Annotated in this window: 18 protein-coding genes; 11 read left to right on the forward strand and 7 right to left on the reverse strand. The window is 72.5% G+C overall.

Translation table 11 applies throughout. The annotated features are described in order from the left end of the window. Nucleotides 1-70 precede the first annotated feature (70 nt). The 3 genes from mfd to Pme01_RS18540 form a co-directional block, all read right to left on the reverse strand. The gene (mfd, locus tag Pme01_RS18530; RefSeq protein WP_168116279.1) at nt 71-3,724 is read right to left on the reverse strand and encodes a transcription-repair coupling factor; all 3,654 of its coding nucleotides are present in this window, start codon (nt 3,722-3,724) and stop codon (nt 71-73) included. Between the two features lie 157 nt (nt 3,725-3,881). Continuing rightward, the gene (locus Pme01_RS18535; protein ID WP_168116278.1) at nt 3,882-4,028 is read right to left on the reverse strand and encodes a hypothetical protein; all 147 of its coding nucleotides are present in this window, start codon (nt 4,026-4,028) and stop codon (nt 3,882-3,884) included. Nucleotides 4,029-4,164: 136 nt separating this feature from the next. Next, nucleotides 4,165-5,043 (reverse strand): helix-turn-helix domain-containing protein, encoded by an 879-nt coding sequence (locus Pme01_RS18540; protein WP_168116277.1) that lies wholly within the window; start codon nt 5,041-5,043, stop codon nt 4,165-4,167. Between the two features lie 456 nt (nt 5,044-5,499). On the opposite strand from Pme01_RS18540, the gene ppc reads away from it, so the two are divergent. The 9 genes from ppc (at nt 5,500) to Pme01_RS18585 (ending at nt 18,785) form a co-directional block, all read left to right on the forward strand. Then, a complete protein-coding gene (gene ppc, locus Pme01_RS18545) occupies nt 5,500-8,283 on the forward strand; it encodes a phosphoenolpyruvate carboxylase (RefSeq protein WP_168116336.1) in 2,784 nt (927 codons plus the stop codon). Between the two features lie 119 nt (nt 8,284-8,402). Next, complete coding sequence (gene cysC, locus Pme01_RS18550; RefSeq protein WP_168116276.1) at nt 8,403-9,929, forward strand: adenylyl-sulfate kinase; 1,527 nt, start codon at nt 8,403-8,405, stop codon at nt 9,927-9,929. Between the two features lie 153 nt (nt 9,930-10,082). Next, nucleotides 10,083-11,900 (forward strand): tyrosine-protein kinase domain-containing protein, encoded by a 1,818-nt coding sequence (locus Pme01_RS18555; protein ID WP_168116275.1) that lies wholly within the window; start codon nt 10,083-10,085, stop codon nt 11,898-11,900. Then, complete coding sequence (locus Pme01_RS18560; RefSeq protein WP_205864168.1) at nt 11,897-13,306, forward strand: O-antigen ligase family protein; 1,410 nt, start codon at nt 11,897-11,899, stop codon at nt 13,304-13,306. Before Pme01_RS18555 ends, Pme01_RS18560 begins: the two co-directional genes overlap by 4 nt. Further along, nucleotides 13,303-14,511, forward strand: a complete 1,209-nt coding sequence (locus Pme01_RS18565; RefSeq protein ID WP_168116274.1) for a phosphotransferase — start codon at nt 13,303-13,305, stop codon at nt 14,509-14,511. The genes Pme01_RS18560 and Pme01_RS18565 overlap by 4 nt, the downstream gene beginning before the upstream one ends. Beyond that, entirely contained in the window at nt 14,508-15,431 is a 924-nt protein-coding gene (locus Pme01_RS18570) for a sulfotransferase family protein (RefSeq protein WP_168116273.1), read from the forward strand. Before Pme01_RS18565 ends, Pme01_RS18570 begins: the two co-directional genes overlap by 4 nt. Then, nucleotides 15,422-16,939, forward strand: coding sequence for a lipopolysaccharide biosynthesis protein (locus Pme01_RS18575; RefSeq protein WP_239088314.1), 1,518 nt, complete (start codon nt 15,422-15,424; stop codon nt 16,937-16,939). Before Pme01_RS18570 ends, Pme01_RS18575 begins: the two co-directional genes overlap by 10 nt. Continuing rightward, the gene (locus Pme01_RS18580; protein ID WP_168116272.1) at nt 16,936-17,739 is read left to right on the forward strand and encodes a methyltransferase domain-containing protein; all 804 of its coding nucleotides are present in this window, start codon (nt 16,936-16,938) and stop codon (nt 17,737-17,739) included. Before Pme01_RS18575 ends, Pme01_RS18580 begins: the two co-directional genes overlap by 4 nt. Continuing rightward, nucleotides 17,736-18,785 (forward strand): glycoside hydrolase family 26 protein, encoded by a 1,050-nt coding sequence (locus Pme01_RS18585; RefSeq protein WP_239088315.1) that lies wholly within the window; start codon nt 17,736-17,738, stop codon nt 18,783-18,785. Before Pme01_RS18580 ends, Pme01_RS18585 begins: the two co-directional genes overlap by 4 nt. 6 nt (nt 18,786-18,791) lie before the next feature. On the opposite strand, the gene Pme01_RS18590 is transcribed toward Pme01_RS18585, so the two are convergent. From Pme01_RS18590 to Pme01_RS18600, 3 genes are all read right to left on the reverse strand, one after another. Beyond that, nucleotides 18,792-19,568, reverse strand: coding sequence for a DUF4232 domain-containing protein (locus Pme01_RS18590; RefSeq protein WP_168116271.1), 777 nt, complete (start codon nt 19,566-19,568; stop codon nt 18,792-18,794). Next, nucleotides 19,565-20,041: a SigE family RNA polymerase sigma factor gene (locus Pme01_RS18595; protein WP_168116270.1), complete on the reverse strand. Its 477-nt coding sequence runs from the start codon at nt 20,039-20,041 to the stop codon at nt 19,565-19,567. Before Pme01_RS18595 ends, Pme01_RS18590 begins: the two co-directional genes overlap by 4 nt. Nucleotides 20,042-20,185: 144 nt before the next feature. Then, nucleotides 20,186-20,959, reverse strand: coding sequence for a WecB/TagA/CpsF family glycosyltransferase (locus tag Pme01_RS18600; protein ID WP_168116269.1), 774 nt, complete (start codon nt 20,957-20,959; stop codon nt 20,186-20,188). A gap of 57 nt (nt 20,960-21,016) precedes the next feature. On the opposite strand from Pme01_RS18600, the gene Pme01_RS18605 reads away from it, so the two are divergent. Together Pme01_RS18605 and Pme01_RS18610 are read left to right on the forward strand one after the other, a co-directional pair. Next, complete coding sequence (locus Pme01_RS18605) at nt 21,017-21,943, forward strand: sulfotransferase (RefSeq protein WP_168116268.1); 927 nt, start codon at nt 21,017-21,019, stop codon at nt 21,941-21,943. Further along, nucleotides 21,940-22,851 (forward strand): glycosyltransferase family 2 protein, encoded by a 912-nt coding sequence (locus Pme01_RS18610; protein WP_168116267.1) that lies wholly within the window; start codon nt 21,940-21,942, stop codon nt 22,849-22,851. Before Pme01_RS18605 ends, Pme01_RS18610 begins: the two co-directional genes overlap by 4 nt. A 396-nt stretch (nt 22,852-23,247) precedes the next feature. On the opposite strand, the gene Pme01_RS18615 is transcribed toward Pme01_RS18610, so the two are convergent. Further along, nucleotides 23,248-24,465 carry an NADP-dependent isocitrate dehydrogenase gene (locus Pme01_RS18615; protein ID WP_168116266.1) on the reverse strand — a complete coding sequence of 406 codons (1,218 nt, stop codon included), beginning with the start codon at nt 24,463-24,465 and terminating at the stop codon, nt 23,248-23,250. Nucleotides 24,466-24,712: the final 247 nt, after the last annotated feature.

Raw genomic sequence — 24,712 nt, forward strand, 5'->3', positions numbered from 1 at the left:
TCGCGGGGACCTTTCCGCGCCAGGACACGGGAGGGTCTCCGCGATCACGGGGGAAGCGCGTCACAGCGCGTCAGACCGCGGCGGGCTGCACCACCGCCGGCTCACCGAGCACCGTCTTGAGCAGCTCGGCGGCCCACTCGAGCAGCGCGGTGTCGCGCAGCGGCTCGCCGCCGATCCGCTTGGTCATCGGCCGGGGCAGCGACACCGTGTCGGCGGCGGCCTTGTACACCGAGTCGGGGTAGAACCGCTTGAGCCGCAACTGCTTGGAGTCGGGCAGGCTGAGCGGCCCGAACCGGACGTGCTTGCCCTGCAACGAGACGTCGGTCAGCCCGTACGCGCGCATCAGCAGCCGGAACCGGGCCACCTCGATGAGGTTGGCGACCTGGGCCGGCGGCTCGCCGTACCGGTCGCGCATCTCGGCCACGATCTCGTTCAACGTGGCCGCTTCCCGTACGCCCGCGAGCTTGCGGTACATCTCCAGCCGCAGCCGCTCCACCCCGATGTACTCGTGCGGCAGGTGCGCGTCGACCGGCAGGTCGACCTTGACCTCCACCTCCTCCTCGGGGCGCTCGCCCTTGAAGGCCTGCACCGCCTCGCCGACCATCCGCACGTACAGGTCGAAGCCGACCCCTTCGATGTGGCCCGACTGCTCACCACCGAGCAGGTTGCCGGCGCCCCGGATCTCCAGGTCCTTCATCGCCACGTACATGCCCGCGCCCAGCTCGGTGTGCTGGGCGATGGTGGCCAGCCGCTCGTGGGCGTGCTCGGTCAGCGGCTTCTCCGGCGGGTACAGGAAGTAGGCGTACGCCCGCTCGCGACCACGGCCGACCCGGCCGCGGATCTGGTGCAGCTGGGACAGGCCGAGCAGGTCGGCCCGCTCGACGATCAGGGTGTTGGCGTTGGGGATGTCGATGCCGCTCTCCACGATCGTGGTGGAGACGAGGACGTCGTACTCCTTCTCCCAGAAGCCCACCATGATCTTCTCCAGGGCCTCCTCGCCCATCTGGCCGTGGGCGACCGCGATCCGGGCCTCGGGGACGAGGTCGCGCAGTCGCCGGGCGGCCCGTTCGATCGACTCGACCCGGTTGTGCAGGTAGAACACCTGACCGTCGCGCAGCAGCTCGCGGTGGATCGAGGCGGCGACCTGCCTGTCGTCGTACGCGCCGACGTAGGTCAGCACCGGGTGGCGCTCCTCCGGCGGGGTGGCGATCGTGGACATCTCCCGGATGCCGGTGATCGCCATTTCGAGCGTGCGCGGGATCGGCGTCGCGGACATGGCCAGTACGTCGACCGACGCCCGCAGCGTCTTGAGGTGCTCCTTGTGCTCCACGCCGAAGCGCTGCTCCTCGTCGACGATGATCAGGCCCAGGTTCTTGAACCGGGCGGAGGCCTGGAGCAGCCGGTGGGTGCCGATGACGATGTCGGTCGTGCCGTCGGCCATCCGCTCCAGCGTCTCCTGCGCCTGGCTCGGCGTGACGAAGCGCGACAGCTGCCGGATCTCGACCGGGAACTGCGCCATCCGCTCGGAGAACGTGTTGAAGTGCTGCTGTGCCAGCAGGGTGGTCGGCACCAGGATGGCGACCTGCTTGCCGTCCTGTACGGCCTTGAACGCCGCGCGGACCGCGATCTCGGTCTTGCCGTAGCCGACGTCGCCGCAGATCAACCGGTCCATCGGGACCGGCTTCTCCATGTCGCCCTTGACCTCGTCGATCGCGGCGAGCTGGTCGGCCGTCTCGGTGTACGGGAACGCGTCCTCCAGCTCGCGCTGCCACGGGGTGTCCATCCCGAACGCGTGGCCCTTGGAGTTCTGCCGGGCGGCGTAGAGCTGGATGAGCTGCGCGGCGATCTCGCGAACCGCCTTGCGGGCCCGCGCCTTGGACTTCTGCCAGTCCGCGCCGCCCATCTTGTGCAGCGTGGGCGCCTCGCCGCCGACGTACCGCGAGAGCTGGTCGAGCTGGTCGGTCGGGGCGAACAGCCGGTCGCCGGGCTGGTTCTTCTTCGACGGCGCGTACTCGATCACGAGGTACTCACGCGCGGCGCCGTTGACGGTGCGCTGCACCATCTCCACGTACCGCCCGATGCCGTGCTGCTCGTGCACCACGTAGTCGCCGGTCCGCAGTTCGAGCGGGTCGATCTGGTTGCGCCGGCGGCTGGGCATCTTGCGCATGTCCCTTGTGGACGCGCCACGACCGCCGGAGATGTCGGTACCGGTGACGATGACCAGTCCGCCGGGCTCGTCCACGAAGCCGTTGGTCAGCGAGCCGGTGGTGACCGTGACCAGACCGGTGGCCGGCTCGGCGTCGAGGCCGTCGGTGAGCGTCACGCCGAGGCCGGCGTCGCGCAGCACCTCCACCGCGCGCTGCGCCGGGCCGGCCCCCTCGAAGACGAGCGCGACCCGGGAGCCGTCGGTGGTCCAGCGCTTGAGGTCGTCCACGACCCGGCCGGTCTCACCGTGGTACAGCGGTACCGGCTGCGCCGATACCGTGATCTTGGCGGCGTCGTCGGCCACCCGGACCCCGTGGTCCTCTCCTTCTTCCCACGGCAGCGGCGCCGGCGGGGCCTCGGCCTCGTCCACGCCGAACGGGGAGATCGACCACCACGCCTGCCCCGCCTCCGCGGCCGCGGCCCGTACGTCGGCGAGGGTGCGGAACGCGGCGGCGCCCAGGTCGATCGGGGCCTGGCCACCGACAGCCGCCGCGGCCCAGCTCGCCTGGAGGAACTCCTCGCTGGTACGCACGAGGTCGTGCGCCCGGGTACGGATGCGCTCCGGGTCGCACAGCAGAACGTGGGTCTTCTCGGGCATCACGTTGAGCAGCAGCTCCATCGAGTCGCTGCCGTCAAGCAGCGCCGGACCGAGCGACTCCATGCCCTCCACCGGGATGCCCTCGGCCAGCTTGTCGAGGATCTCGGCCAGCTCGGGGTGCTTCTCCGCGAGCTGCCGCGCGCTCTCCCGCACCTCGGGGGTGAGCAGCAGCTCCCGGCAGGGCGGCGCCCACAGCCGGTCCGCCTTGGCCAGGGTGCGCTGGTCGGCGACGGCGAAGGTGCGGATCTCCTCGACCTCGTCGCCCCAGAACTCCACCCGCAGCGGGTGCTCCTCGGTCGGCGGGAACACGTCGAGGATGCCGCCGCGTACGGCGAACTCGCCGCGCGTGGTGACCAGGTCGGTCCGGGCGTACGCGAGTTCGCTCAGCCGCCGCACGATCTCGTCGAGGTCGGCGGCGCCGCCGGGGTGAAGCTCCACCGGCTCGAGGTCGCCCAGCCCTTTGAGCTGCGGCTGGAGGATGCTGCGGACCGGGGCCACCACGACGCGGACCGGGCCACGGGCCGGGTCCTCCGGGTCCGGGTGGGCCAGCCGGCGCAGTACGGCCAGCCGCCGGCCGACCGTGTCGGAGCGCGGGGAGAGCCGCTCGTGCGGCAGCGTCTCCCACGACGGGTACACGACGACCTGGTCGGCGGGGAGCAGGCAGCCCAGGTCCGAGGCCAGGTCCTCGGCCTCGCGGCTGGTGGCGGTGACTGCGAGCACCGGTCGCCCGGCGCCCAGTTCGACGGCCGCAGCGCCGGCTGCGCTGCCTCCGGCGGCGATGGCGGCGACCACGAACGGGCGCAGCGGCGCCGGCCCGGTGAGCTCCACCGGAAGGTCGGCGTGTCCGGCGCGCGCAAGGTCACGGGCGCGGGCCAGCGCGGGATCGGCGAGGGCGGCACGGAGCAGGCCGGACAGCTTCATGAGTGGTCCTAGGGCGAGGAGGCACGACGAAAACCCCACAACCTGCGCGAGGGTGGGGGGACCTCACCAGCCTAGCTCCCCCGACCGACACCCCTTCCGTGATCACCGAGAGTTCCGGGCGCCGTAACACCCACAACTCTCGGTGATCATGAGGAGGTCAGTCCGGCGGCTCACTGCCGGCGCCCTCGACCGGCGCCTCGGTGGCGTCGGTCTTCTTCAGCGGGTTACGCCCCAGCTCCTGGTGGTCACGGTCGATCTCGTCCTGCTTCTCGGCGCCGCGCGCCGGCTCGTCGCCGGTATTCATGCCCTTCGGGTACCCAGGATCGGGACGGGTCAACCGGCGATCGGCCGCTTCCGGGTGAGCCGGAGGTGGTGGCCGTCGGGGTCGCGCGGGAACGCCATCCCGACTTCACCGGGTGCGCCACCGGACGCCGGTCAGGTCAGTCATCCCCGGTCTCCTTGATGATCGTCCCTATCAGGTCTTCTGATTCCCTGGTATCGAGCGCCAGGGAATCGAGCGCCTGCCACACCTCTTCGAACGCCGCCACCTCCCCCGGCTTGTCAAGGTAATGGGAGCCGGTCAGGTTCTCGCTGTAGACGGTGGTCGGCTCGGGCGGACGATTTCCCACCCGCGGAAACTCCAGGATGGTGAAGTCCGCGGCGGCCGAGGCGGGGTGCGGCCCCACCTCCAACGGCAACACTCTGACGCTGATCCCCGGCTTCTGTGAGACGTCGACGAGGTGGGCCAACTGCCTCTGCATGGCCGCGCGGTCGGCAATCGGCCGGCGCAACACCGCCTCGTCGACGATGGTCCGCAATTCCGGCGCCTTCGGCCGGCGCCGGGCGAGGAGCCTCTGGCGCTCCGAACGGACCGCAACCCTCTGGGCGACCTCCTCCTCGGTGGTACCAAGCCGGGTGCGGAAGACGGCCTCCGCGTACTCCTGGGTCTGGAGCAGGCCGGGGACCAGAACCGCTTGGTACTGCCGCATCCGGCTCGCGGCCGCTTCCAGGCCGAAGTACAGGTGGAGATGCGCGGGCACGGCGTCGCCGCGGGCGTGCCACCAGCCCTTGGCCTTGGACTCCTTGGCCAGGCCGACCAGTACCTCGGTCATCTCGTTCGACACGCCGTACAGCGCGCACATCGCGACGACGTCGTGGCTGCGCACGGCGGTCTGGCCGCCCTCGATGCGGTACATCCGCGCCCGCGACCACTCCAGCTCGTTCGCGGCGGCCTCCAGGGCGACCCCCGCCTCCTCCCGCACCTTCTTCAGGTACCGGCCGAGCTGACGACGGGGAACGGAGGACCCACCGTCGACCACCGCTGGCCCCCTGTCTCAGATTTCGCCGCACGAACGGTCCATTTGAGACAGTCCTAGTGCATGGCATGTAACGGCGTCAATATTCTTGCGCAAATCTCGCTGCGATTCGTTGCATGGAGCGGCAACGGCGAAACACGCTGCCCCGATGGAGCCGTTCGATACGCTCCGCAGCACCGGCCGGTCCGGCGCCTGATCACCACGGCCAAGGGTTAATGTGACCTGGGCGACTGCTACAGCCGATCGGCGGAGCCGGTCACGGCCGGTGACCGCACCGACCAGGAGGAGCGGCAGCCGGCTCCGGGCAGAAATCCGGACCCCGGAGCACAATTGGGCGCGTAATGCCCGACCGGAGTTAGCGATCATGCGACGCGATAACATTTTCTTGAGTCCTGGACAGCGCTGTCCCCGCGTTCCCCTAGCGAAGGAGCCAGCGTGAGCACCGAGCTCGACCGGGACCTGCCGGCCACAGCACCCGAGGGTGGGGACACCCCCCACACCGACGAGGCCGATGCGGCACTGCGCGCCGACATCCGGCGCCTGGGCACCCTGCTGGGCCAGAGCCTCGCCCGCCAGGACGGCCAGGACCTTCTAGATCTTGTCGAAGAGGTACGCGCCCTGGTGCGCTCCGACCCGGCCGCCGCCGCCGAGCGGCTCGCCGGCCTCGACCTGGCCACCGGTACCCAGCTCGCCCGTGCCTTCTCCACCTACTTCCACCTCGCCAACATCACCGAGCAGGTGCACCGGGCCCGCGAACTGCGGCGCATCCGGGTACGCGAGGGCGGCTGGCTGGACCGGGCCGCCAAGCTGATCGCCGACCGGGGCGTCGGCGCGCGCGAGGTCGGCAGCATCGCCGGGCGGCTGGCGGTACGGCCCGTGTTCACCGCGCACCCGACCGAGGCGGCCCGGCGATCGATCCTGACCAAGCTGCGGAAGGTCGCCAACGAGCTGGACGCCGAGGCCACGGCGGCCGCCATCGACGGGTGGCGGGACCCCGCCCTGGTCAACCGGACCGACCGGCGGCTGGCGGAGCTGCTCGACGCGCTGTGGCAGACCGACGAGCTGCGCCTCGAGCGGCCGGAGCCGACCGACGAGGCGCGCAACGCGATCTACTACCTGGCCGAGCTGGCCGCCGACGGGGCGCCCCAGGTCCTCGACGAGCTGTCCGAGATCCTGCGCGACCTGGGGGTGAAGCTGCCGCCGGCGTCGCGGCCGCTCACGTTCGGATCGTGGATCGGCGGCGACCGGGACGGCAACCCGTTCGTCACCCCGGCCGTCACCCGCGACGTGCTGCTCATCCAGCACGAGTACGGCATCCGCGCGGCCGAGCGCGTGGTCGACAACCTGATCGACGGGCTGTCGGTCTCCAAGCGGCTGCGCGGGACCTCGCTGGACCTCGCGGCCAGCCTCGCCGCCGACAACGACGCGCTGCCCGAACTGCCGGCCCGGTTCAAGCGGGTCAACGCCGAGGAGCCGTACCGGCTCAAGCTGCGGTACATCCGGCTCAAACTGGCCAACACGAGGACGCGGCTGATGAGCGACGCGCCGCACGTACCCGGCCGGGACTATCTCGGTACCGATGAGCTCGTCACCGACCTGGAGCTGATCCGGGCGTCCCTGGCCCGCAACGGCGGCCAGCTCGTGGCGGCCGGACAGGTCGCGTCGTCGATCCGGACGATCTCGGCGTTCGGGCTGCAGCTGGCGACCCTGGACGTGCGCGAGCACGCCGACGCCCACCACGCGGTGCTGGCAGAGCTGTACGCGCGGGTCGGTGAGATCGAGTACTCCTCGCTCGACCGCGGCGAGCGGACCGCGCTGCTGGTGGCTGAGATGACCTCGCGCCGTCCGCTCTCCGGCGTACAGACGCCGCTGTCGGACCCGGCGCGCAAGACGTTCGGGGTGTTCACCGCGATCCGCCAGGCGCAGGACCGGTTCGGGCCGGGCGTCGTCGAGTCGTACATCGTCTCCATGACCAAGGGCATCGACGACCTGCTCGCGCCGGTGATCCTGGCCCGCGAGGCCGGCCTGGTGGACCTGACCGACGACCCGGTCCGGGCCCGGATCGGGTTCGTACCGCTGCTGGAGACGACCGGGGAGCTGGACGCCGCCGGTCCGCTGCTGGACGCGCTGCTGTCGCTACCCACGTACCGTTCCGTGGTCCGCGCCCGAGGCGACGTGCAGGAGGTCATGCTCGGCTACTCGGACTCCAACAAGGAGGCCGGGATCACCACCTCGCAGTGGTCGATCCACCGGGCCCAGCGCGCCCTGCGCGACGTCGCGGCCAGACACGGGGTACGGCTGCGGCTCTTCCACGGCCGGGGCGGCACCGTCGGCCGCGGCGGCGGCCCCACCCACGAGGCGATCCTGGCCCAGCCGTACGGCACGCTCGACGGCGCGATCAAGGTGACCGAGCAGGGCGAGGTCATCTCGGACAAGTACACGCTGCCGGCGCTGGCCCGGGAGAACCTGGAGCTGACCCTGGCCGCGGTGCTGCAGAGCGCGCTGCTGCACACCGAGCCCCGCCAGCCCGCCGAGGCGCTCGCGAAGTGGGACTCGACGATGACGACCGTCTCGGACGCGGCGTTCACGGCGTACCGGCGCCTCGTGGAGCAGCCCGACCTGCCGGCGTACTTCTGGGCCTCCACCCCGAGCGAGCTGCTGGGCGCGCTGAACATCGGCTCGCGCCCGTCCAAGCGCCCCGACTCCGGTGCGGGCCTGGAGGGGCTGCGGGCGATCCCGTGGGTCTTCGGCTGGACCCAGTCGCGCCAGATCGTGCCCGGCTGGTACGGCGTCGGCACCGGCCTGGCCGCCGCGCGCGAGGCGGGCCTGTCCGACGTGATCGCCGACATGCACGCCAACTGGCACTTCTTCCGCACGTTCCTGTCCAACGTGGAGATGATGCTCGCCAAGACGGACCTGGAGATCGCGTCGCGGTACGTGGACTCGCTGGTACCGGAGCCGCTGCGGGGAATCTTCGACCAGATCCGCGAGGAGTACGACCGGACCGTCGCCGAGGTGCTCGCCGTGACGGGCGAGTCGGAGCTGCTGGAGAAGCAGTCGGTACTGGGGCGCACGCTGGGGGTACGCGAGACCTACCTGCAGCCGCTGCACCACCTCCAGGTGTCGCTGCTGGCCCGGCACCGGGCCGCCGGGGCCCGCCGGGAGCCGACCGATCAGGCGCTCCAGCGCGCACTGTTGACGACGGTCAACGGCATCGCCGCCGGGATGCGCAACACGGGCTGAGGCGGCACAGCAGGAGCGGGGCAAAACGGGCAGCACTCCGGGCGCCCTCGACCACGGGCCAGCAGGCTGACAGACTGTGGCTTGGTTTTTCCGCGCGAGCACAGGGCGTGTGAGGTGACATGAACAACGGGTGGGTGCTGCCCGACGGAGTGCTGCGTGACGCACCCGCGTACACGCCACGCATGCACGAGCTGGCCGACCTCGAGCTGCTGCTCACCGAGGTGTACACGCCGCTCACCGGCTTTCTCGGCCGGGCCGACCTGATCAGCGTGGCCCGTACCGGGCGACTCACGGACGGCAGGGCCTGGCCGGTGCCGATCACGCTCGACGTCCCGACCGACCTGCTGCGCGACATCGACATCACCAACCCGCTGCGCCGGGTCCTGATGCTCACCGACACCGAGGGCGCCCCGGTCGCCGCGGTCGACGTCACCGAGGTCTGGGCGACCCGGGACGGCATGTGCGGCGTCGCCGGCACGGTGCGCCGCATCGGCGACGGCGGCCACGGCCCGTTCCGGCGGCTGCGCCGCACCCCGGCGGACGTACGGGAGCTCGTGCCGCCCGGCCGGGTGCTCGGCGTGATCGCCGACCGGCCGCTGCACCGTCCCCAGCTCGCCCAGATCGCGCACGCCGCGCGTACCCTCAACGGCCACCTGCTCGTCCTGGTGCCGGTCGCCGCGCCCGGCCCCGACGGGCTCGCCCCCGAGCCGCTGATGCGCTGCATCCTGGCCGCGCGGGACCGGATGCCCCCGGTCACGATCGTCGCCGTCCCGCTGGTGCCGCACGGCGACGAGGTCCGCGACGCGCTGCTGCGGGCGCGGGTGGCGGCCGCGTACGGCGTCACCCACCTGCTCGCCACCGGTACCTCGATGATGTCCGGCGGCCTGCGCGTACTCGTGCCGCGCGAACTGGCCTACGACGGGCGTGACGGGCAGTGGCGCTCGCGCGACGACATCCCGCCGCGCCACCAACGGCCGCAGCTGACCGCGGCGGAGATCGACGACCTGCTCGACCGGGGTGTCGCCCTGCCCGAGTGGCACACCCCACCGGCGGTCGCCAAGGAACTCGCCCGGGCCCGCCCGGCGCGCCGCCACCGCGGGCTCGTCGTGTTCTTCACGGGCCTGTCCGGCTCGGGCAAGTCGACCATCGCCCGGGGCGTCGCGGACGTCCTGAAGGAGACCGGCGAGCGTACGGTCACGCTGCTCGACGGCGACGTGGTACGCCGGCACCTGTCCAAGGGTCTGGGCTTCTCCGCCGCCGACCGCGACACCAACGTGCGCCGCATCGGTTGGGTGGCCGCCGAGGCCGCCCGGCACGGCGGGGTCGCCCTGTGCTGCCCGATCGCGCCGTACGCGGTGTCCCGGGCGGCCGCGCGCCGGTTCGCCACCGAGGCCGGGGCCGACTTCGTCCTGGTCCACGTCGCCACCTCGCTGGAGGAGTGCGAGCGGCGCGACCGCAAGGGCCTGTACGCCAAGGCGCGGGCCGGCGAGATCACCGGGATGACCGGCATCGACGACCCGTACGAGCCGCCGACCGACGCGGACATCGTCATCGACACCACGGGCATGAAGATCGGCGAGGCGGTCACCGTCGTGCTGCGCCACCTCGGCGCGAACGGCTGGATCGACCCCCGCCAGCCCGTCTGACCTCCCCCGATCCGGTAGCTCCGACACCGAGTGTGATCTCGGAGCTACTCGAATCGGGCTGCGCGGAGTTACGTACAGCGGACACGCACGTTAGCCCTACCGGGGGCGCGCGCCCCGCCGCCGTACAACTCACGCCGAGGGAGCCCCCGCCCGATGGATCAGACGCAGCCGGTTGCAGCCGATTTGTCAGATTTCATGGGTCGGGTGTGGCGCCACTCATGGGTCGCGGCGCTGACCGTGCTCGCCGGGGTGGGCGCGGCGTACGGGTACACCCAGACCCAGCCCAGGACCTACGAGTCGGCGACCTCGGTCCTGGTCGAGCCGATCACCGGCCAGGACACCACGGTCGCCGGCGGCCGCACCAGGAGCGACATCAACCTCGACACCGAGGCCCAACTGGTCAGCTCGACGCCGGTCGCCGCCAACGCGGCGAAGCTGATGAAGAGCACGACCCCGCCCGACCAGCTCGCGGGCGCTGTGAGCGTCACGGTCCCGGCGAACACGTCGGTACTGGTCATCACGTACTCGGCGAGCACCCCAAGCCAGGCGCAGGCCGCCTCCCACGCCTTCGGGCAGGCGTACCTGGCCACCCGGCAGGAGAGCGCAACCGCCGAACTGACCAACCAGATGAACAGCGTCAACGGCAAGCTGCGGGAGCTGGGCGGCCAGCTCGCCCGGGTGAACGGGCAGCTCGTCGGGCTGCGCGCGGACAACCCGAACCGACCCAACCTGGTCAGCGAGCGGGACACCCTGATCAGCCAGGTCAACGGACTCAACAACCGGCTCAACCAGCTGTCGACGACGACCGTCAACCCCGGCCGGATCATCCGCGACGCCAACCTGCCGACGCGGCCGAGCAAGCCGAACGTGCTCGTGAACCTGGCCAGCGGCGCCGCCGTCGGGCTGCTGCTCAGCGTCGGGTTCGCGCTGCTGCGCGAGCGCCTGGACCGCCGGGTACGCCGCGCCGCCGACCTGGGCCGCCGCACCGACGTGCAGGTACTGGCGACCCTGCCCAGCGGCGTCAAGCCGGACTTCGACGACGTGTTCGCGCCGTTCGGCGTCGGGGGCCGCGTCTTCCAGCGGCTGCGCAACGAGGTCCTGGCCAGCCTGCCGGCGCAGGGGACCCGGACGATCGTGGTGACCGGCGCCAGCCGGGGCGCCGCCGCCACCCTGGTCGCGGCGAACCTGGCGGCCGCGTTCGCCCGTACCGGCGGCGAGACCGTACTGATCAGCGCCCAGCTACCCGACAGCGTCGGCGAGTCCGTACCGGTCACCGGGCTGTTCGACGTGGCGCCGGTACCCGGCCTGTCGGACCTGCTGACCCACCGCGCCTCGCTGGCCGAGGCCGCCCAGCGCACGCCGCGCACCCCGGCGCTGCGGGTGATCACCACCGGGAGCACCGCGAGCGCCAACGGGCTGCTCCAGTCGCAGTCCCTGCGGGACGCGCTGTCCACGCTGCGCCAGCAGGCGGAGTACGTGGTGATCGAGGCGCCGTCGACCGCGTCCAGCGCCGACGCGCAGAGCCTGGCGAGCCTGGCCGACGCGGCGATCCTCGCCGTGGAGCTACGCCGCACCCGGCACGCCCAGGTCGTCGACGCGACCGAGCAGTTGCGGCGGGTGGGTACGCCGGTGCTCGGCGCCGTGGTCCTGCCGTACCTGGGCCGGCCGGAGCCGGCGACGGCACCGGAGCCCCCGGTCGTCGCGTCGCCCGCGCCGCTGCCGCCCGCGGCGACCGGCGAGAGCGCACCGCGGGAGGCGGGCGACGACGCGAAGACCCAGGTCCTGGACTCCCCCACCGTCATCTTCCGCCGGATCGAGGTGGACGAGGACGACGACGGCGACGTGTTCGCCGACCTCACCGGCGCGGCCGAGCCCCGCAAGGAAGAAACCGTCGGCTCGGCCCGGAAGACCACCGCGACCGGCGTGCTGGCCGCCTTCACCGAGGACGGCCCGCTGGACGGCGGACGGTGACCGTCGTCCACGACCGACCCCTTGATCGTCACGACGCGCCCGACGTCGTGGCCTCCGGGGACACGCGGGACCACGACTTCGGCGACGCTGTGCCGACCAGGGCAACGGCGCTGCCGAGCTGGCCGGTGACGGCGCTGCTCGCGGCGTACCCGATCTGGTGGGCCCTCGGGCTCGGAGTACTGATCTTCCCGCTGCTCGCCGTACCCATGGTGTACCTGCTGGTGCGGCAGCGGCGGCGGGTGACGTTGCCACCCGGCTTCGGGCTCTGGCTGCTGTTCCTCGCGATCGTGGTGATCAGCACCGCCGCGCTCGGGGCGAACCCGGCGGGCACCGTGCCGGGTACGGTCGGCGGCCGCCTGGTCGGCGTCGGGTACCGGTTCGTCAGCTACCTCGCCCTGACCGTGCTGCTGGTGTACCTCGGCAACGTCGACCGGGCCCGGCTCCCCCAGCACAGGCTGGTCCGGCTGCTCGCCTGGCTGTTCGTGGTGACGGTCGCCGGTGGCCTGCTCGGCGTGTTCGCCGGACGGTTCGAGTTCAACTCGGCGATCGAACTGCTGCTGCCGCACCACTGGCGGGAGAACTCGTTCGTACGCTCGCTGGTGCACCCCGCGTCGGCCCAGGTCATGGACCTGCTCGGCGCCGAGAGGCCGCGCCCCGCCGCGCCGTGGGGGTACACCAACACCTGGGGCAACAACGTCTGCCTGCTCGTGGTCTGGTTCGTGGTCTGGGCTCTGGCCGGCCGCAGGAGCCGGCGACTGTTCGGGCTGGCCTGCCTGGCGGTCGCGGTCGTGCCGGTCGTCCACTCCCTCAACCGGGGGCTGTGGATCGGGCTCGGCGTGATCGTCGGGTACGTGGCGCTGCGGCTGGCCCGCCACGGCCGCGTCGCGGCGCTCTGCGCGGTCGGGGTGGCCGCGACGCTGCTGGCCGGCGCGCTGGTGTTCACCCCGCTCGGCGGCATCGTCGACCAGCGGCTGAACAACGGCAGGTCCAACGGGGTACGGATGTACCTCACCGACCGGTCGCTCCAGGGGCTGTCGGAGTCCCCGCTGATCGGGTTCGGCTCCACCCGCAGCACCCAGGGCGGCCGCAACTCGATCACGGTCGGCGAGAGCGCGAACTGCAAGCGCTGCGGCAACTTCACCGTCGGCGGCAACGGGCAGCTGTGGCAGTTGCTCTTCGCACACGGCCTGCTCGGCACCGCGGCCTACCTGGGCTTCCTGCTCTACGGCCTGTGGCGGTTCCGGACGGACACCTCCCCGATCGGCCTGGCCGCCGGCGCCGCGATCGTCAGCACGTTCGCCGCGATGCTCTGGTACAACGCGCTGGTCACCCCGCTGGCGTTCACGTTCTGCGCGTTCGCCCTGCTGTGGCGCAACGCCGAGGTACGGCAGGTGGCCGCCCGATGAGCCCGATGCACACCGCCCCGGCCGCGCTGACCGGCGACGACGAGCAACTGCGGGCGCAGTACCTGGCCGAGGTGCTGTCGGTGCTCTATCCGGACAGCGGTCCGGCGGCCGTCGAGTACCTGGTGGTGCCGAACGCCCGCAAGCCCCGACTGCTGGTACCGGCGGACAGCCGGCGGGTCGCCGCCGCGGCCGTACGCCGGTACGCGGAGCCGACCACAAGAACGGGCCGCCTGGGGCGTACCGCAATCGTGGCGGCGCTGCGGACCGGCGCGTCGGCGCTGCTGCTGCGCGACCGGGTACGGGTCCAGGCCGGCACCGACAGCTTCCCGGCCCATCTCGCCGGGGTCCTCGGCGACGGCCTGGCCCTGTCGGTCCACATCGGACCGGCCCGGGCCAACCGCAAGCCGGTGCTCCAGGTCTTCGACGCCCGGGGCCACACCGTCGCGTTCGTCAAGCTCGGCACGAACCCGCTGACCCGCGGCCTGGTACGGGCCGAGGCCGCCGCCCTCACCACGCTCGGCCACGCCGGGCTGCGGTCGATCACCGTACCGAAGGTGCTGCACACCGGGCAGTGGCACGACCACGAGGTCCTCGTCCTGGAGGCGCTGCCGACATGGCGCAAGCGGGTGCCGCTGACCGCGCCCCGGCTGGTGACCGCGATGACGGAGCTGGCCGGCTGCTGCGGTACCCGGCGCAGCGGGCTGCGCGGCAGCGGGTACGCGAGCCGGCTGCGGACCCGGCTGGAGGCGGTCGCCGACTCCCCCGACGGCCGGCAGTTGGCCGGCGCCGCCGAGCGGGTCCTCGACGCGGCCGGAGAACTGCGGCTGGACTTCGGCGCCTGGCACGGCGACTGGGCGCCGTGGAACATGGCCACCCTCGACGACACGCTGCTGGTCTGGGACTGGGAGCGGTTCACTCCGGGCGTACCGGCGGGCTTCGACGCCCTGCACCACGACCTGCAGCGACGGCTGGCCGCCGGCACGGACGCCCGCGCCGCGGTCGACGCGATGCTCGGACGCGCCGGCGAGCTGTTGCGGCCGTTCGGCGTCCGGGAGGAGCCCGCCGCCGAGGCGATCGCCCTGCTGTACCTGATCGACCTGGCCACCCGGTACGTCGCCGACCGGCAGGCCGAGTCCGGAGCCCGGCTCGGCGTGCTCGGCAGATGGCTGCTGCCCGCCCTTCTCACCCGCGTGGAGGAACTATGAAGTCCGGAAACCTGTCCCTTCAGCGGGGCCGGCAGGCCGCGAGACCGAAGACGTCGTGGCGGTCGAACGTTCCCGCCCCGGTCAAGCGGATCGTCCACATCGGATCACGTACCTACGGGCGGCTCACCGCGGAGCGGCGGGTGCTCCCGTCGTTCCTGCTGAGCGGCGGGCAGCGGTGCGGTACGACCTCGCTGTACCGGGCGCTCTCGCAGCACCCGGCCGTGTGCAAGCCGGTGCTGCACAAGGGCGTGCACTACTTCGACGTCAACTACGACCGGGGTCCGCACTGGTACCGGGCGCACTTCCCGTCGTACCGCCAGGTCGACCGGGTCTTCGAGGAGGTCGGCGTGCCGGCGCAGGCCTTCGAGTCCAGCCCGTACTACCTGTACCACCCGCACGCCGCCGCCCGGATCGCCGCCGACCTGCCGGGCGCCAAGCTGATCGTCCTGGTCCGCGACCCGGTCGAGCGGGCGGCCTCCCAGCACGCCCACGAGGTGGCGCGCGGGTTCGAATGGGAGCCGTCGTTCGAGCGGGCGCTGCTGCTGGAGGCGTCGCGGCTGCAGGGGGTACCGGAGCGGATGCTGTCCGACCCGTACCACTACAGCTTCGCCCACCAGCACCACGCGTACCTCGACCGCGGTGCGTACGCCGACCACCTGGACCGGCTGGCGGCCGAAGTCGGGCGGGAACGCATCCTCGTGGTGGACAGCGAGCGGTTCTTCGCCGACCCGGAGCCGGTGTTCGACGAGGTGATCGACTTCCTCGGCCTGCCGAGGATGGGGTACCCGCTCTTCGACCGCCACAACGCCCGGAGCCGGCAGCCGATGGACCCCGAGCTGCGGGAGCGGCTGACTGCGCACTTCGCGCCGTACGACGCGCGGCTGCGCCAGTGGCTGGGGCGCGATCCGTCGTGGCGCTAGTGGTCACCGCGCCGGCCACGCAGGCGGGGGCCCGACCGGTGCGCGGCGTCGCGCCCGGTGGGCCCATGCGTGGCGTGGCGCGCGGCGGGCTGGCCAACCTCGCCGGCAGCGCCTTCACCGGCGCCGCCGGGCTCGGTACGACCTGGCTGGTCGCGCACGGCCTCGGCGCGCACGGCGCCGGCGGCTTCTTCACCGCCACGGCAGTGTTCGTCGTCGCGACCGGTGTCGCGAAGCTCGGCACCCAGACCAGTCTCGTGTACTGGCCGGCGCGGCTGCGCGCGCTCGGTACGCCCGAACTGGTCGGCCGCTGCCTGCGGATCGGGCTGGTACCGGTCGCGGTCGCCTCGGTGCTCACCGGCGCCGCGCTGTGGCAGGCCGGCGGCCTGGTCGCCGTGCTCGCGCCGGTGCTGCCGGCGGCGGCGCTGTCCGACGCGGTGCTCGCCGCGACCCGCGGGTACCGGTCGATGCGCCCCACCGTCGGGTACGACCGCATCCTGCGGCCGGCCCTACAACTCGCCGGCCTGGGCACGCTGTGGCTGGTCCACGGATCGCCGGAGGCGTTCGCGCTGGCGTGGGCGCTGCCCTACGTACCGACGCTGGCCCTGGGGGTCCGGGCGCTGCGGGCGCTCGCCGGCCACTCCGCCGCGGCGCCGGCGGATCCCGGCGGGTTCACCGCGCGCGCGTTCTGGGAGTTCAGCGCGCCCCGGGCGCTGGCCGGCGTGGCCCAACTGGCGCTGCAGCGCGTCGACGTCGTGCTCGTCGCCGCGCTCGCCGGGCTGCCGGCGGCGGCGCTGTACACCGTCGCCGGCCGGTTCGTCATCGCCGGCCAGTTCGTCAACCAGGCGATCTCGCAGGCGGTACAGCCCCGGCTGGCCGAGAGCCTGGCGACCGGGGACGCCGAGGTGGCGCGGACGCTCTACCAGCGGGCGACGTGCTGGCTGGTGCTCGCCACCTGGCCGCTGTACCTGCTGGTCGCCGGGTACGCGCCGGTCTACCTCGCGCTGTTCGGCGGGCACTACGCCGGCGCCGCGACGATCACCGCCGTCCTGGCGGCCACGATGCTCGTCGCCACCGCCTGCGGCATGGTCGACATGGTCCTCGCCATGGCCGGCCGGACCCGCTGGAACCTGGGCAACGTCGTCGCAGCGCTGGCCGTGACGGTCGTCGCGGACGTCACGCTCATCCCCCGGTACGGCGCGCTGGGCGCGGCGCTCGGGCTCGCCGCCGCCGTGCTCACCAACAACCTGCTGCCGCTGGCCCAGATCGGGTACGCGCTGCGCCTGCACCCGTTCGGCGCCGGTACCCGGGTGGCCGGCCTGCTCGCGGTCGCCTGCTTCGGCGTACCCGCGCTTGTGACCCGCATCGTGGTGGGTGACCGGCCGACGGTCCTCGCCGCGGCCGGCGCCGCCGTCACGGTGGCCGGCGCGGTCGGCTACGTCGGCGCGGCGTACCCGCTGCGCCGCCCGCTCGGGCTGTTGTTCCCGGGCCCCGGAAAGGAGAAATCGTGAGGACCGACTACGCCGAAGTCTTTCTCGACGACGCCGCCGTCGAGCGGTACGAGGAGGTCATGTACGCGCCCGACACGTACTCCTCGGCGGTCAGCGCCCGGCAGCGGACGTACCTGCGTGACCTCGCCCGCCGGGGGTTCCCGCACCGGCGGGCGGTGCAGCACGACTTCGCCTGCGGCACCGGCCGGGCGATCAAGCTGCTGCAGGGGGCGGTACGGGCGGCGCACGGCTACGACACGTCACCGGCGATGCTGGCCCGTGCCCGCGAGGCCGGCCTGTACGCCAGGCTGCACGCCATCGAGGCCGACGGCCCGCTGCCGCGCCCCGCGACGACCGGCGCCCCCGCCCTGGTGACGGTGTTCCGGCTGCTGCTCAACGTGCCGGACGAGGTTCGCGACCGGGCGGTCGAGTTCGCCGCCTCGGTGCTGCCGGATCCGTCGTCCGGCCTGCTCGTCATCGAGAACCACGGCAACCGGCGTTCGCTGCGGCACCTCGGCGCCGGCCGGCACGCCGGCGACCCGTGGTTCGCCGAGCTGTCCCACGACCAGGTGCGGACGCTGCTGGCCCGGCACGGCTTCGAGATCGTCGAACGGCGCGGCTTCGCGATCTTCCCGCCGGGGGCGTACCGCGGTCGCCGGCTGCGCCGCCTCGCCCGGTGGGTGGACGACCTGGCCGCGCGGTCACCGCTGCTGGCCGGGGTCTGCACCGACGTCCTGTACGTGGCCCGCCGCATGCCCCGCCGGTACGCCCCCGACGCGGCGCTCACGCAACTGGACGCGATCTGCGAGGAGGACCGGTGACGCTCAGACGCTTCGGGGTGGTCGGCTGGACGCTGGTCCTCGCCTTCACCGCGCTGATGGTCCTGACCACCTGCGGCCGGCCCACGCCGCAGCAACCGGTACCACCGGCGCCGCCGCCGCTGCCTGACAGCCCGACCGGCAGCCCGGCGGCGATCGCGACGGCCACCGGCCCGTTCGAGTCGGGGCCGGTCACGGCGCCGGCCTCCGGTGCGTACCTGGGCGCGTGGGTACGCCCGGCACAGTTGACCCAGCCGGAGCGGGTGGCGGCGGTGTCCACGCTGGAGCGGCAGCTCGGGCGGAAGCTGGACATCGTCAACACGTACCGCCGCTTCGACCAGGACCTGCTCACCTCCTCCGACCTCACGTTCACCGAGCGCGGGTCGACCATGATGATCAGTTGGGCCGGCGGCGACACCCGGGCCATCACCGCGGGCCAGTACGACCAGGTCATCCGTACCGGCGCGCGGGCCGTGAAGGCGTACGGCAAGCCGCTGCTGCTGCGCTTCCGGTGGGAGATGGACCGGCCGAACATGGCCGCGGCGATGTGGTCGCCGGCCGACTACATCGCCGCGTGGAAGCACGTGCGCTCGATCTTCACGGCCGAGGGCGCCGCCAACGTGTCCTGGGTGTGGTGCCCCACCAACGAGGGGTTCGTCGGTGGGTACGCGCAGCCGTTCTACCCCGGCGACGACCAGGTCGACTGGGTCTGCGTCGACGTGTACGCCGGGACCAGGTTCGCGCCCCTCGGTGAGCTGCTCACGCCCTTTCTGCGCTGGTCGGCGCAGCACCCGACCAAGCCGATCATGATTGGTGAGTTCGGGGTCGCGCGAGCCTGGGGCCCGGCCCAGCGGGCCGCCTGGCTGCGCGACGCCGCCGAAGTGTTCAAGGCGAACCCGCAGATCCGGGCCGCGCTCTACTTCGAGTCCGATCCGGACAACGGCAACGGCACGCCCACCAACGAGTTCCGGGTCTCCGACGACCCGCCCGCGCTGGCCGCCTTCACCGAGCTGGCCCGCGAGCCGTACTTCAACCCGCCGCGTCGCTGACCCGGTTCATTTCGAGCGCTCGGTCCTCATCGGTGACGTCGCGATCTGGCCGTGCTGGCAGACGTCGTCCACACTCGCCTTGACGGTGAGCTGCGTCGTCTCGTCCGGCGGCGTCACGACCAGGCCGACCGCCGCCGGCTGGCACGGAAAGGCCTCGTCGTCGGCGGGGACATGGGCGTAGTGGATCGTCGCCCACGCGGTCTGGCCAGGCGCCAGCGTGATGAGCGTGGGCTCGGCCTGGTCGCGACTGACCTTGGTGGGCAGCCACTTGCCGGACGAGTCCACGAGCGCCATGCCCGGGAAGCCGTAGATCCGGCACGGGTGGGACGCGCGGTTGGTCAGGCCGAGGTCGAGGTAGACCGAGCCGGCGGCCACCCCGCCCGCGGACTCGTCGAGCTGTCCCGCCAGATCACCGGTGTGGCACCGCCGCGGCTGCCCGGAGCCGGTGTCCTCCGCCCTCGCCGCCGGGGCCCCCGGGGTGGCCGGGGTGCCCGACCCGGCTTCGGCCGGGGCCGGCGCGGCCACCGTCGACGGATCCGACGCCGTGTTGCCGGCGCCGACGGAGGCGGGCGGCGGGCCGCCGGACCCGGCGAGCCGCACGCCGAGCCAGGTACCACCCACCGCGAGCAGCGCGATCGTGAAGACTCCCGCCGCCGCGGCGCGCACCCGTCGCCGATGGCGTACCGTCCCGCGCACCGCCTCGGCACCGGCGGGTGCGGCCGAGGCCGAGGCCTCCTCCTCCACCTCGTGGAACAGTCGGCCCAGTTCATCGTCCTGATTCACCGTGACACCTCCTCTGCTAGCTGCGTCATCAACGTGGTACGACCGCGGTGCAGCCACGACCGCACGGTGCTCTCCGCGGCGCCGCACTCCTGCGCCAACTCCGCCGTGGTCAGTCCGGCGAGGTAGTGCAGGATCAAGGCCCGCCGCTGCGCGACCGGTAACCGGGCCAGCGCCGCGACCAGCGCGACCCGGTCGACGCTCGGTCCCTCGGCGTACTCGGGCCGCTGGCCGGCGAGGAATCTGGCCGCCGTCCGCATCCGGCGCCACCGGCTCATCGCCAGGTTCCACGACACCCGTCGCACCCAGGCCAGCGGGTCTTCATACTCGGCTAGCCGCGGCCAGCGCGACCACGCGCGGCAGAACGCCTCCTGCACGATGTCCTGCGCCTCGGCCAGGTCGCCGGTCGAGGCGTACAACTGCGCGGTGAGCGCGCGGACGTGCGCGGCGTAGAACCCGTCGAAGTCCTCGGTCATGGCTGCCTCCCCCGCCGTCCTCCCCGAGAAGAACACGCGTGGGCGGGTCTGTTCGTCGCACCGGGCCGATGCCCGATTTCGCGGTATACGCGACAGATGGACGGAGGACGATCGCCGGTAGCGCCACCGGCGGACTTCCTGGCGCTACCGGCGGCGGACCGCCGCGCGGACGAGCAGGCCCATCGCGTACGGGGCGTCGTGGCGCAGGTACCGCTCCGCCAGCCGGCGGGGCTCGCGGGACAGCCGGTGTGCCCACTCCAGACCGGAGCGCTGCATCCACTCCGGAGCGCGGGCCCGGTCACCGGCCAGGAAGTCGATCGCGCCGCCGCAGCCGAGCAGCCACGCGCCGGGCAGGTCGCCGCGCAGCCGGTCGGCCAGCCGTTCCTGCCTGGGACAGCCCAGTCCGATGTAGACCACGTCCGGCTTGGCCTCGACCAGCTCGCGGCAGACGGCGTCGAGCGTGGCGGGGTCCCGGTCGAACCCGTACCGGGGGCTGGCGTGGCCGGCGATGCGCAGCCCCGGGTACGCCCGGACGAGCGCCTTGGCCGCCCGGTGCGAGCCCTCCAGCCGGCCGAAGAAGGACGGCGCCCCGCCGAGCAGGTACAGCGACCGGCCGTCGGCCGCAAGGCCCGCGGCGATCGACCAGACCAGGCTCGCCCCGGCCACCCGCTCCGGTACCGGCGCGCGGGCCAGCCGGGACGCCCAGACCAGGGGCGCCCCGTCGGCGACCACCAGCTCGGCGGTGGCGAGCTGGCGGCGCAGGTCCTCGTCGCGCCGGGCCAGCCGCAGGATGTCGACGTTCGGCGTGGCGATCAGCCCGCCGCTGCCCCGATCGAGGCTGTCGCGCACGTACGCGACGACCTCGGCCTCGGTACGGCGGTCGATCCCGACGCCGTCGAGTACGACCCGTTGGTCCATCTCGTCTCCACCCCGCGTACCCGTCGTTATACCTACAGAACGAGATAAGGGGTGCAAGTGGTACGCGTTCTTTTCCTGGGTGGCCTCGGTCGTAGCGGCACCACGCTGCTCGAACGCCTGCTGGGTGAGCTTCCCGGCGTCTGTCCGCTCGGCGAGGTCGTACACCTCTGGGACCGCGACATCCGCGACGGCGAGCGGTGTGGCTGCGACAAGCCGTTCCACGACTGCACCTTCTGGCGCGGCGTCGGCGAGGAGGCGTTCGGCGGCTGGCACAACGTGGACGTCGACCGGATCCTCGCGCTGCGCCGATCGGTCGAGCGCACCCGGCACGTCCCGCGACTGGCGGCCGGCGCCGTCACCTGCGACCTCGTCGAGTACGCCAACTACTACGCGCGCCTGTACCGCGCCGCCGCCGAGATGTCCGGCGCCCGGGTGCTCGTCGACTCCTCCAAGCACGCCGCGCTCGCGTACTGCCTGCGCCAGGCGGCCGGCATCGACCTGCGCGTGGTGCACATGGTGCGGGACAGCCGGGGCGTGGCGTACTCCTGGACCAAGCGGGTGAGCCGGCCCGAGGCGGACGGGGCGTGCGAGATGACGCGCTACCGGCCGGGCCGCTCCGCCCTGCTCTGGAACGCCCACAACACCGCCTTCGGCCTGCTGGGCCGCTGCGGGGTACCGGTGCGGCGGGTCCGGTACGAGGAGCTGCTGGCCGACCCGCGCGGCACGGTCCGGGCGGTCGCTTCGTACGCGGGACTCGACGCCGAGGCCCTCGATCTGTCGTTCCTGCGCAGCGATCCGGACGGTACCGAGCACGCGGACCTGCGCTCCCGGCACAGCGCCGCCGGCAACCCGATGCGCTTCACCGTCGGCGCCGTACCGCTGCGGCACGATGAGGCGTGGCGCAACGAACTGCGCCCCCGCCAGCGCCGGCTGGTCGGGGCGCTGACCGCGCCGCTGCTGGGCGCGTACGGGTACCGGTCGTGACCGGTGACTGGCCGTCGGTCGGCGTAGTGATTCCGACCCGCGACCGGCTCCAGCTCCTGCGGCGCGCCGTCGACGCGGTGCTCGCCCAGGACTACCCCGGCCCGCTGCGCGTCGTGGTCGTGTTCGACCAGTCCCCCGTTTCCGAGTTGGACCGGGCGGTCGAGGTGGTGGCGAACTCCCGTACCCCCGGCCTCGCCGGCGCCCGCAACACCGGCATCGCGGCGCTCGACACCGACCTGGTCGCCTTCTGCGACGACGACGACGTGTGGGCGCCGGGCAAGCTGACCCGGCAGGTCGAGGCCCTCACCGCCCGGCCCGGCGCCGAGTTCGCCACCTGCGCGATCGAGGTCGAGTACGGCGGCCGGGTCACCCCCCGACTGGCCGGCGCGTCCCTGGTGGGCGTGGACGACCTGGCGCGCTCGCGGATGGCGATGCTGCACGCGTCGACGTTCCTGGCCCGCCGGCGGTCGCTCGTGGACGTACCCGACGGGATCGGGCCGGTGGCCGAGGACGCGCCGGGCTCCCAGAACGAGGACTGGGACCTGCTGCTGCGGGCTGCCCGGCGGGCGCCGGTCGTGCACGTGGACGAGCCGCTGGTACGGGTGCTGTGGGGTCGGACGTCGCAGTTCGCGTACGAGTACGCCACGAAGGTCTCGTCGCTGCGCTGGATGCTGGACCGCCACCCGGAGATCCGGGCCTGCCGGGCCGGCGCCGCCCGGGTGTACGGGCAGCTGGCCTGCTGGTCCGCCGCGACCGGGAACCGGCGCGACGCCTGGCACTGGACGCGTGCGGCGCTGCGCTCCAACTGGCGCGAACCGCGCGCCGCCATCGCCCTCGCCGCCGTCACCGGCGCGGTACGCGTCGAGCACGTCCTGGGTGTGCTGCACCAGCGCGGCCGGGGAATCTGACGCCGAGGTTCGCGGGCGCCCTCCGCGGCCGGCTCCCCGCGTCCGGCTTCTCGCGCCGCCGCGGCCAGGAACGCCGTCCGGCGGACACGGTCCGGGACAATGGGGCGGGGCCCGGTTCAACCGGGCCCCGCCTGGAAGGGACGGCAGGCGATCACCAGAGCGGAGCGACCCGGACACACCGTGGCGCGAACGCCGTGGCGGGGACCTGCCCGAGTCATCCGTATCGGCCGCGATTTGCATCGCGCCCACGTTGATTTAAACGACGTATCCGGCTATGCGGTGACGCGACCGTTCGCCCGATAAACGTCGGCCGATCTGCCGGGGAGTCCTCAGCAGATCGGCCGATGTATATACCGCTCAAAAAGCGACGAAGCGCCTAGAAGGCACCAGCCGTCGCTAGGCGCCGAGCCTGCGCGCCAGGTTCTCGTCGAGCGCGTTCATGAACTCGTCGGTGGTCAGCCACGGCGCGTCACGCGAGATGAGCAGCGCCAGGTCCTTGGTCATCTGGCCGCCCTCGACGGTGTCGACGATGACCTGCTCCAGGGTGTCGGCGAACTCGGTGACCGCCGGGGTGCCGTCCAGCTTGCCGCGGTGCGCGAGACCCCGGGTCCAGGCGTAGATCGACGCGATCGGGTTGGTCGAGGTCTTCTCGCCCTTCTGCCACTGCCGGTAGTGCCGGGTGACCGTGCCGTGCGCCGCCTCGGCCTCGACGGTGCGGCCGTCGGGGGTCATGAGGACCGAGGTCATCAGGCCCAGCGAGCCGAAGCCCTGCGCGACGGTGTCGGACTGCACGTCACCGTCGTAGTTCTTGGCGGCCCAGACGAAGCCACCCTCCCACTTCAGGGCGGCGGCGACCATGTCGTCGATGAGCCGGTGCTCGTACGTGATGCCGGCGGCCTTGAACTCCTCGGCGAACTCCGCCTCGAACACCTCGGCGAACAGGTCCTTGAAGCGACCGTCGTAGGCCTTGAGGATCGTGTTCTTCGTCGACAGGTAGACCGGGTACTTGCGGGCCAGTCCGTACCGGAACGACGCCCGCGCGAAGTCGCGGATCGAGTCGTCGTAGTTGTACATCGCCATGCCGACGCCGCCGCCGGGGAACTTGGCGACCTCGAACTCCATGGGGGCGCTGCCGTCGTCCGGGGTGAAGGTGACGGTCATCGTGCCGGGGCCGGGCGCCACGAAGTCGGTTGCCTTGTACTGGTCACCGTGCGCGTGCCGGCCGATGATGATCGGCTTGGTCCAGCCGGGGACGAGCCGCGGCACGTTGGACATGATGATCGGCTCGCGGAACACGACGCCGCCGAGGATGTTACGGATCGTGCCGTTGGGCGACCGCCACATCTTCTTGAGGCCGAACTCCTCCACGCGCGCCTCGTCCGGCGTGATGGTGGCGCACTTGACGCCGACGCCGTGGCGCTTGATCGCGTTGGCCGCGTCGATCGTGACCTGGTCATCGGTCTGGTCGCGGTACTGGATCGACAGGTCGTAGTACTCGAGGTTGACGTCGAGGTACGGCAGGATCAGCTGGTCGCGGATCTGCTTCCAGATGATCCGGGTCATCTCGTCGCCGTCGAGCTCGACGACCGGGTTCTCAACCTTGATCTTCGCCATCGGCTGGGGCGCTCCTCTCCGGAAAGCTAGCAGTACGAGCGTACTGGATTCATTGGGCGTCGACGCCCCGGGCGGTCCCATCTCACAGCCGACGGCCCCGGACGTGATGTCCAACGTCCGGGACCGTCGGTACGATCCGGCTCACAGGTTGACGACGTCCCCCGAGGCCACGACTTCGGGAAAATTGTGATGATCATGTCCAACCGCAGGGCCTGTGGCGGGTGCGCTCAACCGGTAGCGTGCCATC

It is taken from the genome of Planosporangium mesophilum (genome assembly GCF_016863255.1).
Lineage (GTDB): Bacteria > Actinomycetota > Actinomycetes > Mycobacteriales > Micromonosporaceae > Planosporangium > Planosporangium mesophilum.